Origin of the sequence: Geobacillus sp. C56-T3, assembly GCF_000092445.1 — a bacterium.
Classification (GTDB): domain Bacteria; phylum Bacillota; class Bacilli; order Bacillales; family Anoxybacillaceae; genus Geobacillus; species Geobacillus thermoleovorans.
This window is the reverse complement of the sequence record NC_014206.1, coordinates 1956072-1970800: the sequence shown is the minus strand read 5'-3', so window position 1 is coordinate 1970800 and position 14729 is coordinate 1956072. Positions and strand designations below refer to the sequence as shown.

Sequence of the window (14729 nt, the reverse complement as noted above, 5' to 3'; positions counted from 1 at the left end):
CCCATCAAATCGGCCATGCGAACCGTTTCGGCTGAAAGCGGCGCCGCAAATAGTGGGCTAGTTCTTTTTCAAACAACTTGTTGTATTCGACCGCTGATACGTAAGCATCGTAAAAGATGAACGAATAAATCGATGGCAGATAAAGCGCCCACTGCATATCGATGATCTTCGTTGCACAATCGAATCGGCCGGTCAGCGTGTACGTAATCGCTTCGGGCAAGTGGGCGAAATACGATACCAAAATGGTAAAGGTGAAGATAAACAGGCCGGTGATCACTTTATGGACATACAAATGGCCAAGGCCCGGGGCGAGCACCGACCAGACCAGCGCCAGCCAAGGCTCGCGCTTGTCCAAATAATTAATATCCCATATTCCCATTCGGATGGAAGAGATCGGCGCATCTTCGCGGTCGGCGAGCAAATACAGCTTGTTCATGTCGACGGAGCCGCGGTAGCTGTCCCAAATGCTGTACATGTAGATGGCCACATAAAACATGAGCCATCGTTCGTCAAGAACGGCTTTTGCCTTTTCAAAATCGCCAAGCAGCGAGTATAATATACCTGTATTGATATGGGCTTTTGTGTTGATAAACAGCTCCCAGAGGATTAACATAAAGGCCGTGGCGTAGCGTTGCTGCATCAAATTGCCGAAACCCGGAAACGAAAAGGAAAAAAAGGCGACGACAAGCGGATGACGCAAATGGAAATGGGTGGTTGTCAATTGCGACAAATGCGCCCGTTTGCGCCGCGCCGGCGGAATGAGTCTCACAAAGCGCCCCCTTTCCTTTACAGATTCGCGAACGAGAAAGCCCACGCTCTTTAGGCGTGGGATGAAAGTGAGTCGTTTTCTTCATATGGAAATGGCATCCTGTCATTGTTGCAAGGAGGTGAATCCATGCCGACCATCACACTAAAGCTGGAGCTGCACAACCCAACGAAAGTCAAACAGGACATGTACGAACGGATGACAGAAGTGAATACCTCGTTTGCCAATTGGCTGTTGAATCATCCCAAGCTGAATCAAGCGACGAGCAAATTATTTAAAGAGTTTTCGTCGCAGCGGTTTCCTTCCGCCGTCGTGAATCAGACGATTCGAGAAGTGAAGTCTCAAAAGAAAAGCCAAAAGGCAAAGAAGTTTCGAACATTCTGGTGCTGCTTTAACAATCAAAACGTGAAGGTGGAAAAGAAAGGAGCATTCTACACGGTTTCCTTCCCCACACTGGAGAAGCGAATTGGCGTGCCGGTCGTCACGCGTCCCTACCAAGAAGCGTGGCTGAAGCGGCTGCTCGATGGAACCGTCAAACAAGGGGCCGCCAAACTCTACAAAAAGCGAACGAAATGGTATTTGGCGATCGCGATCACCTTTGAAGTCAAGCCGCGGCACGAAACAAAGGTGATGGGGGTTGACCTTGGGCTTCGCTATATCGCCGTGGCCAGCGTGGGAACGAAATCGTTGTTTTTCAAAGGGAACCAATGCGCTTTTGTGCGCCGACGCTATGCGGCTTTGCGGCGAACGTTGGGCAAAGAGAAGAAGCTTCATATGATTCGCAAAATCGGCCGTAAAGAATCCCGCTGGATGAAGGATCAAAATCACAAAATCAGCCGTCAAATCGTGAATGTTGCGCTCGCCAACGGTGTTGGCGTGATTCGGATGGAAGCGTTGACAGGGATTCGCAAGCGAGCAAAATCGGCCAAAGAAGCGGGGCGAAGCCTTCATTCTTGGGCGTTTCATCAACTGCAAACGATGATTGCCTATAAAGCCGAAATGGCAGGCATTCGGGTGGAGTGGGTGGATCCAACCTACACGAGCCAAACGTGTAAATGTGGTTATCGAGAGAAAGCGAACCGAAACGGCATCCACTTCCGATGCCAAAGGTGTGGATACACCCTCCACGCCGACTTGAATGGCGCGATCAACATCGCCAAAGCGATTTCGGGCTTTGTCGCCTAACCTAGCGCACTGGTCACAGGTGCGCCGCCCATGGGGGTACATCCTAACCCGATGGGACGGGGTGATGACACACCCCTGAACTTGGGCGTTGTCTGAACCAGAAATGGATGAGGACGCAAACGACCCAAGAATCCCACGCCCTTTAGGCGTGTGGAGTGTCAAACGGTTGCTGTGTTTTTAGTATAGGAAAAAAGGAGCGGCAGCTATGCAGGTCGTTTCAGAAAAAAGATCAATTTTCATCCGTTATGGCGAAAAAAAGATAAAAAAACTATTGACTTTCCTTTGAGGTTCATATAGAATATGAATTGTCGCAAGGTAAACCAGCCTATGTCGGGAAGTAGCTCAGCTTGGTAGAGCACACGGTTCGGGTCCGTGAGGTCGCAGGTTCAAATCCTGTCTTCCCGACCATTATAGACATGGGGCCTTAGCTCAGCTGGGAGAGCGCCTGCCCCGCACGCAGGAGGTCATCGGTTCGAATCCGATAGGCTCCATTTTCATACGGAGGAATACCCAAGTCTGGCTGAAGGGGGCGGTTTCGAAAACCGCTAGGGGTGTCACAGCCCGCGGGGGTTCGAATCCCTCTTCCTCCATTTCTAATATCCGATCTTGTCAAATTGTAAATCATGAAACCCTTGATACGACTGCGTTGGCAGTCGTTTTTCATTTTTTGGGAATCCTTTTGACTTTTCTTCAAATCCTTTAACATGTTCAGCGTCTCATCATCAATCGTAATCGTTCGTTTCGAATCGAAAACACCGTCTCGATGGCATCTTTTTTTGAATTTATGTATATACTATGTATATACGAAATGAAAGGAGAGAGGTATAATGGAATTAAACAAACAGAAAGGAGTGTCAATCATGACAATAACAGTTCAAAAATGGGGAAACAGCCTTGCGGTTCGTATCCCAAGCGTGATTGCTGAACGTTTAGCGCTTCATCAAGGATCAGAAGTGGAGATGATCGTTGAGAACCAAGCGATCAAGTTGATCCCGAAAAAGAAAAAGCCGACATTGGAGGAACTTTTGGCTAAAATCACGCCGGAAAATCGCCATGCTGAAATTGATTTTGGAACAGAAGGGAATGAATTGTTCTGATGCAAGCGCCGGATCGTGGGGATCTTGTTTACGTCAATTTCAATCCACAAGCAGGGCATGAGCAGGCAGGAAAAAGGCCCGGCATCGTTCTATCACCAAAGCGGTTCAATCAATTGACAGGGTTTGCGGTGCTTTGCCCGATCACCCGGCAACAAAAAGGATATCCATTTGAAGTGGAATTGCCATCAGGCTTGGCCGTTGAAGGCGTGATTTTAACCGATCAGGTCAAAAGTTTAGATTGGCGCGCCCGACAGCTTCAAATAGTAGGACGGGCGCCCAATGAAGTTGTTTCGGATTGCTTGGATCTGATTCATACTTTTCTTTCGTGAAAGGCCATTTATGTTGGCCTTTTGTTCACTTTTAGCATACTTTTTGCGTACATTTTTGCCCTTCACGCTCCTTGAGGCGGGAGACTGCCTTCGGATATTTTGTTAAAAAGGCAGAGTTGAGCAACGAAAAGAAGGCGGATCGTCCCGCTTTTTTGCATGGATTGACACACTGGAGATTATTTTGCACAAATTTTGCACGTGATGAACGAGCATGTCCATTCATCCTTGAAATATCAATCGTTTTATGGTGGGATTGGAATTCTTCTTCCACATACAAACGTCCACCTGCCGATTGTCGGCAGGTTTTTTGTTTTTTGCGAGCGGTATGGCCGCCATTTTTCAGGCGGATGGCTTGCCTGTTTTTCGTTGAATCCGGTACGATGAAGGGGGGAGCGGTTTGCCGATTGAGCTGCACTCCTTCCGGCAACGGCCGGGATTGCGCAACATAAGGGAGGAGAGGTTATGGCGATTCAACGCCGCATTCGTCGCGTGAAAACCGTGCAAATGACGACCAACAGCCCGATTCATCAGAGCGGTTCGGTGCTTGAGCCCGGGAACTGGCAAGAGTATGATCCGTTTTTGCTGCTGATGGAAGACATTTTTGAGCGAGGAACGTTTGACGTCCATCCGCACCGCGGCATTGAGACGGTCACGTATGTGATCAGCGGCGAGCTTGAACATTTCGACAGCAAAGCCGGCCACAGCACGCTCGGCCCCGGGGATGTGCAATGGATGACGGCCGGCCGCGGCGTCGTCCATAAGGAAGATCCGGCGCCCGGTTCGACGGTGCACAGCTTGCAACTTTGGGTCAACTTGCCGAGCGCGTACAAAATGACCGAGCCGCGCTACCAAAACTTGCGCGCCGAAGAGATGCCGGTGCGAAAAGAGGAAGGAGCGGTGATCCGCGTCTTTTCCGGGTCATCCAAAGGGGTACAAGCCCCGACGAAGAACATCGTTCCCGTCACGATGGTGGAAATGATTGTCGAACCGGGAACAACGGTCGTGCAAGATTTGCCGGGGCATTACAATGGGTTTTTGTACATTCTTGAGGGGAGTGGCGTGTTCGGTGCCGACAACATCGAAGGAAAGGCCGGGCAAGCGCTGTTTTTCAGCCGCCACAACCGCGGCGAGGAAACGGAGCTAAACGCGACCGCCCGCGAAAAACTCCGCCTTCTTCTTTACGCCGGTGAGCCGGTGAACGAACCGGTCGTCGCCTACGGGCCGTTCGTCATGAACACGCCGGAACAAATCCGCGAAGCGATTCGCGATTACCAGGAAGGGCGGTTTGGGCGATAATGGAAGGGAAAGAGCCGATTCGTTGTATGGCTCTTTCTTTTTTGTTATCATGTTCACAAAAAGAAGCCGTTGGGCTGTTCAAGGAGGACATAGTCATGAACCAAGTCATCGAAACGATTCTCCAGCACCGTTCGATCCGCCGTTTTGAAGACCAGCCGCTCACGGACGAACAAATCCGCACGATCGTTGAATGCGCCCAAGCGGCGTCGACATCAAGCTACGTTCAAGCGTACTCCATCATCGGCGTGAAAGATCCGGAGAAAAAACGGAAGCTCGCTGAACTGGCGGGAAATCAATCCTATGTCGAGCATAACGGCCATTTCTTTGTCTTTTGCGCTGATTTTCACCGCCATGAGCTCATCGGTGAAATGGAGGGAAAAGACGTGATTCCGTCGCTTGAGAGCACGGAAAAGTTTATGGTCGCGCTGATTGACACGGCGCTTGCGGCGCAAAATGCCGCCATTGCCGCGGAGTCGATGGGGCTTGGCATTTGCTATATCGGCGGGCTTCGCAACAACTTGCCGGAAGTATGTGCGCTGCTAAATGTGCCGAAGCGGGTCATTCCGCTGTTTGGGCTTGCCGTCGGCTATCCTGCACAAACGCCGGATCCAAAGCCGCGGTTGCCGTTTGAACACGTTTATCACGAGGACGAATACGACCAAGACCGGGCGCGATTCATCGCGCAGCTGCAGCGCTACAATGAAACCGTTTCCGCCTATTATGAACAACGGACAAACGGCCGCCGCCGCGACACATGGACCGGGCAGATGGCTGATACGCTCAGCCGCCAAGTCCGGATGTACATGAAGGAGTTTGTGGAAGGGAAAGGGTTCAATTTACGGTAGCCTCGCTGCAGGTGGGAGCCCCCAGCTCCCATTCCCGAAGTCCAGGAGGTTCGTAAGAAAGGAGAGAACGAGAGTGGGCAAAATCCGGCAACTGGCGCAATGGATCAAAGAGGCGAATACGGTCGCCGTCCTGACCGGGGCGGGGATGAGCACGGAGTCCGGCATTCCTGATTTTCGCAGCGAAAACGGCCTTTACGCCCAAGAGGACCATGTCGAATATTATTTGTCAGAGCATTATTACAAAAAAGATCCGGTTGATTTTTGGCGTCGATTCAAGCGGATGTTTTCATTAAAAATGATGGGCGGCTTTGCCCCGAATGACGGGCATCGGTTTCTCCGTTGGCTTGAGGAGATGGGCAAGACGGTGACGATTTTGACGCAAAATATTGACGGGCTGCATACAAAAGCAGGGAGCACGAATGTCATTGAGCTGCACGGCACGCTGCAGACGGCGACATGCCCGTCATGCGGCAACAAGTATGATCTGTCGTTTATCAACCGCCACGAGGTGCCGCGCTGCGAAAAGTGCCAGACGATTGTCAAACCGGATGTCGTCTTGTTTGGCGGGCTCGTGCCGCGCATGGAAGAAGCGTTTGCCAAAGCGGAGGAAAGCGACTTACTTCTGGCGATGGGAACAAGTTTGGAAGTGGCGCCCGTGAATCAAATCCCGTTTTATGTTGCCGCCGAATCGCCGGCAACAAGGAAAGTATTGATCAACAAAACAGCGACAAGAATGGACGGGATGTTTGACCTTGTCATTTATGGCGGAATCGGGGAAACGGTCGCTAGCGTGCGCAAGCACATACAGGCGGAATAGATCGATAGATTCCATGCCAACGGGAGAACGCATATGGCGTTTTCCCGTTGGACAAAAATCAAAAAAGGTATTGTACTTTTCAGAACATTCGAATATAATAAAGATAACATACCAACCGGTTGGTATTTTGATGAGTGGAGCCGAGCATAAAGGCGTAACAGAAAACGGAGGGGACCATCATGTATTTGCGCTTAACGGACGAGCAGCGCATGGTGCAAAAAGCGATCCGCAAGTTTGTCGAAAAAGAATTGATGCCGCTCGAGAATGAAGTATTGCGCAATGAGCGGGAAGGAAAGCCCGGGCTTGCGCCGGAGAAATTGAAAGAATTGCAATTAAAAGCGAAAGAAGCGGGTTTTTGGGGGATCAACACGCCGGAGGAATACGGCGGCGCGAATTTGGGCCATGTCATGCAGGCGATTGTGTTGATGGAAGTGTCGAAAACGCTTGTTCCGTTCCAGTTTGGCGGATCGGCGGACAACATTTTGTATTACGCGAATGAAGAGCAAAAGAAAAAATATTTGATCCCGACGATCAACGGCGAGAAAAAATCGTGCTTTGCCATGACCGAGCCGGGAGCAGGATCAGATACGCGCAACATTAAAATGACGGCGGTGAAAGACGGCGACGAGTGGGTGTTAAACGGGGAGAAGACATTCATTACCGGCGGCAATGAAGCCGATTTCGTCATGGTGATCGCCATCACCGACAAAGAGCGTCACCAAGCTTCGAACGGGCGTGAAGGGGTGACGTGTTTTATCGTCGACCGCGAGATGGGCTGGCGTTCGGAACCGATACATACGATGGGACCTTCCACTCCAGCCAGCTTAATTTTCGAAAACGTGCGCGTGCCGGAAGAAAACATTTTAGGCGAGCTGCATCACGGCTATAAGCTTGGGCTTGAGTGGATCGGCTACGCCCGCTGGGTCGTCGGCGCCCGTGCGGTCGGAGCGGCCGAGCGGCTTTTGCAAATGGCCATTGACTATGCGAAGGAGCGCGTCACATTCGGCAAACCGATCGCCGAGCGGCAGGCGATCCAATGGATGATTGCCGATTCGGCGGTAGAAATCGAAGCGGCGAAATGGCTTGTGTTAAACGCGGCGTTTACGCTTGACCAAGGGGAGGACAACCGCCATTTAGCCTCGATGGCGAAACTGTTTGGCGCGAACATGGGCAACCGCGTCGTCGACCGCGTCATGCAAATCCACGGCGGCATGGGCTACACGAAAGAAATGCCGATCGAGCGCTGGTATCGTGAAGCGAGATTGTGGCGCATTTACGACGGCACGGATGAAATTCAGCGCCTCATTATCGCCCGCAATTTGATCAAAGGGCACGTCAAGCTTGGACAGTTCATCTAAAAAAATGAAAGCGTTGTCGAAAGGGAGGAGAACACGATGAGTCAACGGTTTGCAGGAAGAGTGGCGTTTGTGACCGGAGGAAGCCGCGGCATTGGCAAGGCGATTGTCACCCGTTTTGCCGAAGAAGGGGCGAAAGTGGCGTTCATCGATTTAAACGCAGAAGCCCTTGAAGCGACGGCTGCCGAGCTGCGGGAGAAAGGGTATGAGGTGTACGCCAAAGTGGCGAGCGTCACAGACCGCGAACAAGTGGAAACGACGATGCAAGAAGTGGTCGAACGATTCGGCTCGCTCGATATTCTCGTCAACAACGCCGGCGTCATCCGCGACAATTTGCTGTTTAAAATGACCGATGACGACTGGCAAACGGTGATGGACGTCCATTTAAAAGGCGCGTTTTACTGCGCCCGCGCTGCGCAAAAATATATGGTCGAAAAAGGGTACGGACGCATCATCAACATTTCGTCGACATCCGCGCTCGGCAACCGCGGCCAGGCGAACTATTCGGCGGCGAAAGCCGGCATCCAAGGATTTACGAAAACGCTGGCGATTGAGCTTGGCAAATTCGGCATCACGACGAATGCCGTCGCCCCTGGGTTTATTGAAACCGATATGACGAAAGCAACGGCCGAGCGGCTTGGCATTTCGTTTGAGCAGCTCATCCAAGCGAGCGTCGCCAACATCCCGGTCGGGCGCAGCGGCCGTCCGGAAGACATCGCTCATGCGGTCGCGTTTTTCGCCGACGAACGGTCGTCGTTTGTCAACGGCCAAGTGCTGTACGTTGCCGGCGGCCCGAAATGTTGAAGGGGGGACGGGGCATGTACCAACATGACATCGGAAAACGGTCGGCGAAAGTGAAAAACACCGTTGAGCGCGGAGCGGTGAAAAAGTTTGCGGAGGCGATCGGCGATCCAAACCCGATTTATTGGGACGAAGAGACGGGGAAACGGTCGCGCTACGGGCGCAACATTGCGCCGCCGACGTTTCCGCGCGTGTTTGACTACGGCGTCATTGAAGGGCTGAAGCTGCCAGCCAAAGGGCTCATCCATGGCGAACAGCACTTCCATTATGAGCGCCCGCTGTTTGTCGGCGAAGAGCTGTACTGCTATGCGGAAGTGAAAGATTACTTCGAAAAGCAAAGCAGCATGGGCCTGCTCGGTTTTTTGGTCATCGCCAACAACGGCGAGGACGCTGACGGAAATCTCATTTTCACTTCCACCTCGACGATCATGATCAACGAGGCGGTTAGAAAGGCGATGAGCGTATGACGAGCATCCGCAAATGGCAAGTCGGAGAGTCGCTTCCCGAAGTAACGCTCGCACCGGTGTCCCGGCTCGATTTAATCAAATACGCCGGCGCATCAGGCGACTACAACCCGATTCATACGATCGATGAAGAGGCGAAAAAAGCCGGCCTGCCGGGCATTATCGCCCACGGCATGTGGACGATGGGCAACCTCGCGAAGCTGTTTACGCCATACTACGAAGAAGGGTTTGTCCAAGACTATTTCGTCCGCTTCCAGTCGATGGTGTTTTTAAACGATGTCATCACCTTAAAAGCAACGGTGAAGGAAAAAGACAAGAAAGCGATCCGCTTTGCCGTCGCCGCCGTCAACCAGCATGGAAAAGAAGTCATTAAGGGCGAAGCCGTGTTTTCTCTGTATGAATGAAGCAAGGCAGCGAGCCCGGCAACATCGAGAACGCCCAGTTGCCGGGTTTCGTACTACAAAGGGGATGAGGAGGAGTCAGGATGAGACGAGATGCCGTCATTGTGTCTGCTGTACGAACGGCCATCGCCCGCCAAGGGGGCGCTTTGGCGACGATGCCGGCGCATATTTACGGCGCGGAAGTGATCAAAGAAGCGATGCGGCGGGCGAATATTGGTCCGGAGCATGTCGATGATGTCATTATGGGCAACGTCCTAAGCGGCGGCGGCAATATCGCCCGGCTGACCGCGCTGCAAACCGGACTGTCGCTTGAGCTGACGGGAGTGACGGTCGACCGGCAGTGCGGTTCGGGCATTAACGCCGTCAATTTAGCGGCGCAAGCCATTTGGGCCGGCGACGGAGATGTGTATATTGCCGGCGGCGTGGAAAGCATGAGCCGCGCGCCGTATTTGATGGACCGCCCGGAAAAACCGTACAGCTCGACGCCGCCAAGCTTCCGCAAATCGCAGCTATCGCCGAAAGAAATCGGCGATCCGCCGATGGGGATTACGGCGGAAAACTTAGCGAAAAAATACGGCATCAGCCGTGAAGAACAAGACGCATTCGCCTTGCGCAGCCAGCAGCGCATGGCGCGCGCCATGCAGGAAGGGCGATTTGACGAGCAAATTGTGCCCATTGCCGTGCCGGTGAAAAAAGGGGAGCCGTTCATCTTCGATACGGACGAACATCCGCGGCCAAACACAACCATGGAAGCGCTCGCAAAGCTGCCGCCGGCGTTTTTGGAAGGCGGAACGGTGACGGCCGGGAACAGTTCCGGATTGAACGACGGGGCGTCGGCGCTCGTCATCATGTCGCGGGAAAAAGCAGAGGAGCTTGGCTTAAAGCCGCTTGCCGTCATCCGCGCCCATGCGGTCGCCGGAGTGGATCCGAACATCATGGGCATCGGCCCGGTGCCGGCGACAAGAAAAGTGCTCGCCAAAGCGGGGCTGACGCTTGATGAGATGGACATCATTGAAATCAATGAAGCGTTTGCCGCGCAAGTGATCGCCTGCGACCGTGAGCTTGAGATGGATCCCGAAAAAGTGAACATAAACGGCGGCGCCATCGCCCATGGCCATCCGCTCGGCGCGACGGGGGCGATTTTGATCACAAAAGCGGTGTATGAACTGAAGCGCCGCGGAGGGAAATACGCGCTCATTACCGCGTGCATCGGCGGCGGTCAAGGCATTGCGACCATCATTGAGAGAGAATGACGCATTGGAGACCGTGGAGGATGAAAGAAAAATTAAGGGAAGTTGCCATAGAGTTGTTCGAACGCAAAGGATTCAAAGAAACGTCGGTGCAGGAAATCGTCGAAGCGATCGGGGCAACGAAAGGGGCCTTTTACTACTATTACAAAAGCAAAGAGGAGTTGCTATGTGATATTTGTGTTTCCTATCTGGACGATTTGCTTCGGCAGCAAGCCTGCATTGTCCAAGATCCCGAGAAAAGCTGCACGGAGAAATTGCGGGCCATCGTCCATATGGTCATCTGCAATATCCGCACACGGAAGAAAAGCGCCCGCATTTTCTTCCGCGAAATGCGGCATTTGGCTGATGACCATTTGGCGGAAATCCGCGCAAAGCGGCGGTTGTTTCGCAAGCGGTATGAACAGCTGGTTCGAGAAGGGATTGCCCGCGGGGAATTCAAGCCATCGCTTCATGCAGAAATGATTACGTTTGGCCTGCTTGGCATCACCAACTGGAGCTATTATTGGTTCCGGCCTGACGGAGGCATCTCTGAAGAAGAACTGACGGACATTTTCGTTGATTTCATTTTGCACGGCATAAAGGCGCCAAGAGCTGGAGAAAGCGGTCGAAATGAGGCGGAGCCAGGCAATTCGGGCGGCCAGACCGAATGAAAGATCGGCCGCGCCGCTTTGATGATCTGGCCAAACGGCAAACAAAAAGGGGGATCGGGATGGAGCTATTCATCCAGCAGCTGTTAAACGGGCTGACAGTTGGAAGCGTTTACAGCCTTGTCGCGTTAGGTTTGACGCTTGTTTATGGCATTTTGCACATTCCAAACTTTGCCCACGGCGCGTTATATATGATGGGTGGTTATGTCACGCTCACTGCGATGACGAAAGCCGGGCTGCCGTACGGGTTGGCCGTTGTCGTGTCGATGGCCGCGGTCGGGATGCTCGGTGTATTGATGGAACGGCTTGTGTTTTATCCGCTTCGCGACGCACCGCCGCTCCATGACAAAATTGCGGCGATTGGCATTTTGTTGTTTTTGGAGGCATTCGTCCAGTTCGTCTGGGGGGCGGACTACCATACGATGCCGACCCCATACGGCGACGTTGTCAGCATTTTCGGCTTGACCTTGACGGTTCAACGCATCCTCATCATCGCATCCGCTGTCATCATCATGATCTTGCTTTACCTCTTCTTGAAAAAGACGTTCATCGGGTCTTCCATCATCGCGATGGCGCAAAACCGCGAAGGGGCGAATTTGGTCGGCATCAACACGAATAAAGTCGCCATGCTGACGTTTTTCCTTTCCGGCAGTTTGGCAGCGCTCGCCGCGTCGCTCGCCTCGCCGATCAACCTCGTGTTTCCCGGCATGGGCCATCTTGTCATCTTGAAAGCGTTTGTCATCATCATTCTCGGCGGCATGGGAAGCATTCCAGGCGCCATTGTCGGCGGCTATATTTTGGGATTCAGCGAAAGCTTGGGAGCGACGTATGTGTCGAACGACTACAAAGACATTATCGCTTTTGCCATCCTCGTCATCATTTTAACGGTCAAACCGAACGGACTGTTTGCCAAGGAGGGACATTGATGGCTGTATTCGCCAACCGGCGCTTATGGATCGCCGTTCTTGCGGCGCTGGCGCTTGCCTTTCCGTTGCTTGTCACCAACAGCTATTACTTGCACATGATGACGATCTCCTTCATTTGGATGATCGCTGTTTACGGGCTGAATTTATTTGCTGGCTATACTGGTTATTTGTCGCTTGCCCACGCCGGGTTTTTTGCGATTGGCGCGTATGCGCTTGGCATTTTGACGGTGAAAGCGGGCGTGCCGTTTTGGCTGGCTTTCGTGCTTGCTTGTTTGTTCACCACGTTGCTTGGGGCCGTCATCGGGCTTGTTGCGCTGCGGACGAAAGAGCACTTTTTCGCCATTTATACGCTTTGTGTGGGCTATATTATCTATTTGATCATTGACAAATGGGACAGTTTAACCGGCGGAGTGCGCGGGTTTATCGGCATCCCGGCGCCGGCTGACATCGGTCCGCTCTCGTTTCAAACGCCCGTCGCCCAATATTATTTGGTGTTATGCTTCTTGGTTGCAGTCATCTTCACCATGTACCGCCTTGTCTATTCGTTGACCGGACGGACGTACATCGCCATTCGCAACAGTGAGGAGCTCGCGTTGACGCTTGGCATCTCGACGATGAAAAACAAACTCGCCTCGTTTGTTCTCTCGGTCTTTTTTACATCGCTTGCCGGAGCGCTGTACGCATCGTTCATCCGCTTTCTTGGCCCGGACATTGCGTACGTCAGCGTCATGTTCGACTTTTTAACGTATTTGCTTGTCGGTGGGATTGGCACGCTCGCCGGTCCGGTCGTCGGGACGTTGCTGATTACGTTTCTGTCCCAACAATTGCAGTTTTTGCAAGATTACCGGATGTTGATTTTCGGTCCGGTGCTGACGTTGCTCATCATCTTTTACCCACACGGCATTGCCGGGGGAGTCATCCGTTTGAAAGCAAAGCGTGAAGAAGCGCGCCGTCTCGATCCAGAAGCGAACCGAGTTGCTGCGGAACTGGCCGTCTCGAGCCAAGGACGAGGCGAGCGGCACGCAGAGGAGGGATCATGATGCTTTTGCACGTTGAACGGTTGACGAAGCGGTTTGGCGGGCTTCTGGCGGTCAACGATGTCACCTTTTCCGTCGAGCAAGGGAAGATCAACGCCATCATCGGTCCAAACGGAGCCGGCAAATCGACGTTTTTCAATTTAATCAGCGGCTTGTACCGGCCGACGTCAGGGACGATTACGTTCAAAGGGCGCGATATTACCCGCCTGCCGGCAAACGAACGGGCGAAGCTCGGCATCGCCCGCACGTTTCAAACGACTCACTTGTTTGAACAGGCGACGGTGATCGACAACGTCATCATCGGCCATCGTCTCCGCACGTCATCCAACTTATTTGATGCCATTTTGCGCACGAAACGGCACCGCCGCGAGGAACAGGCATGCAAAGAAAAAGCGATGGAAGTGCTCGACTTTGTCGGTCTAACCCATGTGGCGGATCGGATGGTGGCCAACTTGTCGCAGGAGCAGAAAAAGCGGGTGGCGTTCGCGCTTGCCTTGGCGACCGATCCGGAGCTCGTGCTGCTTGATGAACCGGCAGCCGGCATCAACCCGGATGAAACGGAAGGGCTTGAGGAGTTGATCGTCAAAATGGTAGAAGGCGGCCTGACCGTTTGCCTGATTGAGCACAAAATGTCGATGATCATGAAAATTGCCGACCGCATTATGGTGTTAAACTACGGAGAAAAAATCGCGGAAGGAACGCCCGAGGAAGTGCGAAACAACGAGGCGGTCATTCAAGCGTATTTAGGAGGGAGCGCCATTGCTTGAAGTTGCGAACGTATCCGTCCGCTACGGGAGTTTTACGGCCATTCGCGATGTGACGTTTTCCGTCAAGCGAGGGGAGATCGCCGTTTTGCTTGGCGCCAACGGGGCCGGGAAAAGCACATTGTTTCGCACGGTCAGCGGACTGCACAAACCAGTGCGGGGGGAAATCCGCCTCGATGGCGAGCGCATTGATTCGCTGCCTCCTGACCGCATCGTCGGGCGAGGCGTCGTGCAATGCGCGGAAGGGCGCAAACTGTTTCCGCGCATGAGTGTATACGAAAACTTGCTGATGGGCGCTTACGTCCATCGGAAGGACAAAGAAGGCATCCGCCGCTCGATTGAACATGTATACGAACTGTTTCCGATTTTGCGCGACAAGCAAAACGCGCCAGCCGGGTCGTTAAGCGGCGGCCAGCAGCAAATGCTCGCCATCGGACGCGCCTTAATGTCACGTCCTGCGGTGCTCTTGCTTGATGAGCCGTCAATCGGACTCGCTCCGCTCATTGTCGAGCAGATGTTTGCGACGATTAAGCAAATCAATGAGGGAGGAACAACGATTTTGTTGGCGGAACAAAACGCTCATGCGGCGCTGTCGATCGCCCATCGAGGCTATGTGTTTGAAAATGGGACGATCGTTGCCTCAGGGACGGCGGACGAGCTGCTCGCCAACGACGATGTCCGCAAGGCGTACATTGGCGGATAACAGACTCCATCTTCTTCAGCAACGAAAGCAAGGAGAAGAGATGGCA

18 protein-coding genes and 3 tRNA genes are annotated in these 14729 nt (G+C 53.0%); 19 read left to right on the top strand and 2 right to left on the bottom strand.

Annotation, left to right across the window (positions count from 1 at the left end):
- Positions 1 to 4: 4 nt before the first annotated feature.
- Entirely contained in the window at positions 5 to 769 is a 765-nt protein-coding gene (locus tag GC56T3_RS09825; protein WP_041468412.1) for a hypothetical protein, read from the bottom strand.
- Between the two features lie 126 nt (positions 770 to 895).
- Between GC56T3_RS09825 and GC56T3_RS09820 the strand changes: the two genes are divergently transcribed.
- The 6 genes from GC56T3_RS09820 to GC56T3_RS09795 all read left to right on the top strand — a co-directional run bounded on the left by GC56T3_RS09820 (position 896) and on the right by GC56T3_RS09795 (position 3377).
- Positions 896 to 1951, top strand: coding sequence for an RNA-guided endonuclease TnpB family protein (locus GC56T3_RS09820; RefSeq protein ID WP_013145378.1), 1056 nt, complete (start codon positions 896 to 898; stop codon positions 1949 to 1951).
- Positions 1952 to 2282: 331 nt separating this feature from the next.
- Positions 2283 to 2359, top strand: a tRNA-Pro gene (locus GC56T3_RS09815).
- 10 nt (positions 2360 to 2369) lie between these two features.
- Positions 2370 to 2442 (top strand) — tRNA-Ala (locus GC56T3_RS09810).
- A 9-nt stretch (positions 2443 to 2451) separates the two neighbouring features.
- Positions 2452 to 2541 (top strand) — tRNA-Ser (locus tag GC56T3_RS09805).
- 237 nt (positions 2542 to 2778) lie between these two features.
- Positions 2779 to 3048: an AbrB/MazE/SpoVT family DNA-binding domain-containing protein gene (locus tag GC56T3_RS09800; RefSeq protein ID WP_011231142.1), complete on the top strand. Its 270-nt coding sequence runs from the start codon at positions 2779 to 2781 to the stop codon at positions 3046 to 3048.
- Complete coding sequence (locus GC56T3_RS09795; RefSeq protein WP_011231143.1) at positions 3048 to 3377, top strand: type II toxin-antitoxin system PemK/MazF family toxin; 330 nt, start codon at positions 3048 to 3050, stop codon at positions 3375 to 3377. The genes GC56T3_RS09800 and GC56T3_RS09795 overlap by 1 nt, the downstream gene beginning before the upstream one ends.
- A gap of 31 nt (positions 3378 to 3408) precedes the next feature.
- Here the strand turns inward: GC56T3_RS09795 and GC56T3_RS19980 are convergent, their stop codons facing one another.
- The gene (locus GC56T3_RS19980; RefSeq protein ID WP_227456638.1) at positions 3409 to 3804 is read right to left on the bottom strand and encodes a hypothetical protein; all 396 of its coding nucleotides are present in this window, start codon (positions 3802 to 3804) and stop codon (positions 3409 to 3411) included.
- A gap of 35 nt (positions 3805 to 3839) precedes the next feature.
- Between GC56T3_RS19980 and GC56T3_RS09785 the strand changes: the two genes are divergently transcribed.
- The 13 genes from GC56T3_RS09785 to GC56T3_RS09725 all read left to right on the top strand — a co-directional run bounded on the left by GC56T3_RS09785 (position 3840) and on the right by GC56T3_RS09725 (position 14683).
- Positions 3840 to 4673 carry a pirin family protein gene (locus GC56T3_RS09785; protein WP_013145377.1) on the top strand — a complete coding sequence of 278 codons (834 nt, stop codon included), beginning with the start codon at positions 3840 to 3842 and terminating at the stop codon, positions 4671 to 4673.
- Between the two features lie 95 nt (positions 4674 to 4768).
- Positions 4769 to 5518, top strand: a complete 750-nt coding sequence (gene nfsA / locus GC56T3_RS09780) for an oxygen-insensitive NADPH nitroreductase (RefSeq protein WP_013145376.1) — start codon at positions 4769 to 4771, stop codon at positions 5516 to 5518.
- A gap of 73 nt (positions 5519 to 5591) precedes the next feature.
- Positions 5592 to 6335 carry an NAD-dependent protein deacylase gene (locus GC56T3_RS09775; RefSeq protein ID WP_013145375.1) on the top strand — a complete coding sequence of 248 codons (744 nt, stop codon included), beginning with the start codon at positions 5592 to 5594 and terminating at the stop codon, positions 6333 to 6335.
- 179 nt (positions 6336 to 6514) lie between these two features.
- The gene (locus tag GC56T3_RS09770; RefSeq protein WP_013145374.1) at positions 6515 to 7693 is read left to right on the top strand and encodes an acyl-CoA dehydrogenase family protein; all 1179 of its coding nucleotides are present in this window, start codon (positions 6515 to 6517) and stop codon (positions 7691 to 7693) included.
- Positions 7694 to 7729: 36 nt separating this feature from the next.
- Positions 7730 to 8494, top strand: a complete 765-nt coding sequence (locus tag GC56T3_RS09765) for a beta-ketoacyl-ACP reductase (RefSeq protein WP_013145373.1) — start codon at positions 7730 to 7732, stop codon at positions 8492 to 8494.
- Positions 8495 to 8508: 14 nt separating this feature from the next.
- Positions 8509 to 8958: a MaoC family dehydratase N-terminal domain-containing protein gene (locus tag GC56T3_RS09760; RefSeq protein ID WP_013145372.1), complete on the top strand. Its 450-nt coding sequence runs from the start codon at positions 8509 to 8511 to the stop codon at positions 8956 to 8958.
- Entirely contained in the window at positions 8955 to 9359 is a 405-nt protein-coding gene (locus GC56T3_RS09755; protein WP_013145371.1) for a MaoC family dehydratase, read from the top strand. The genes GC56T3_RS09760 and GC56T3_RS09755 overlap by 4 nt, the downstream gene beginning before the upstream one ends.
- 80 nt (positions 9360 to 9439) lie before the next feature.
- Positions 9440 to 10609: a thiolase family protein gene (locus tag GC56T3_RS09750; protein WP_013145370.1), complete on the top strand. Its 1170-nt coding sequence runs from the start codon at positions 9440 to 9442 to the stop codon at positions 10607 to 10609.
- 20 nt (positions 10610 to 10629) lie between these two features.
- Entirely contained in the window at positions 10630 to 11256 is a 627-nt protein-coding gene (locus GC56T3_RS09745; RefSeq protein WP_011231154.1) for a TetR/AcrR family transcriptional regulator, read from the top strand.
- Positions 11257 to 11315: 59 nt separating this feature from the next.
- Positions 11316 to 12179 (top strand): branched-chain amino acid ABC transporter permease, encoded by an 864-nt coding sequence (locus tag GC56T3_RS09740; protein ID WP_013145369.1) that lies wholly within the window; start codon positions 11316 to 11318, stop codon positions 12177 to 12179.
- Entirely contained in the window at positions 12179 to 13219 is a 1041-nt protein-coding gene (locus GC56T3_RS09735) for a branched-chain amino acid ABC transporter permease (protein ID WP_013145368.1), read from the top strand. The genes GC56T3_RS09740 and GC56T3_RS09735 overlap by 1 nt, the downstream gene beginning before the upstream one ends.
- Positions 13219 to 13983: an ABC transporter ATP-binding protein gene (locus tag GC56T3_RS09730; RefSeq protein WP_013145367.1), complete on the top strand. Its 765-nt coding sequence runs from the start codon at positions 13219 to 13221 to the stop codon at positions 13981 to 13983. Before GC56T3_RS09735 ends, GC56T3_RS09730 begins: the two co-directional genes overlap by 1 nt.
- Positions 13976 to 14683, top strand: coding sequence for an ABC transporter ATP-binding protein (locus GC56T3_RS09725; protein WP_013145366.1), 708 nt, complete (start codon positions 13976 to 13978; stop codon positions 14681 to 14683). Before GC56T3_RS09730 ends, GC56T3_RS09725 begins: the two co-directional genes overlap by 8 nt.
- Positions 14684 to 14729 lie beyond the last annotated feature (46 nt).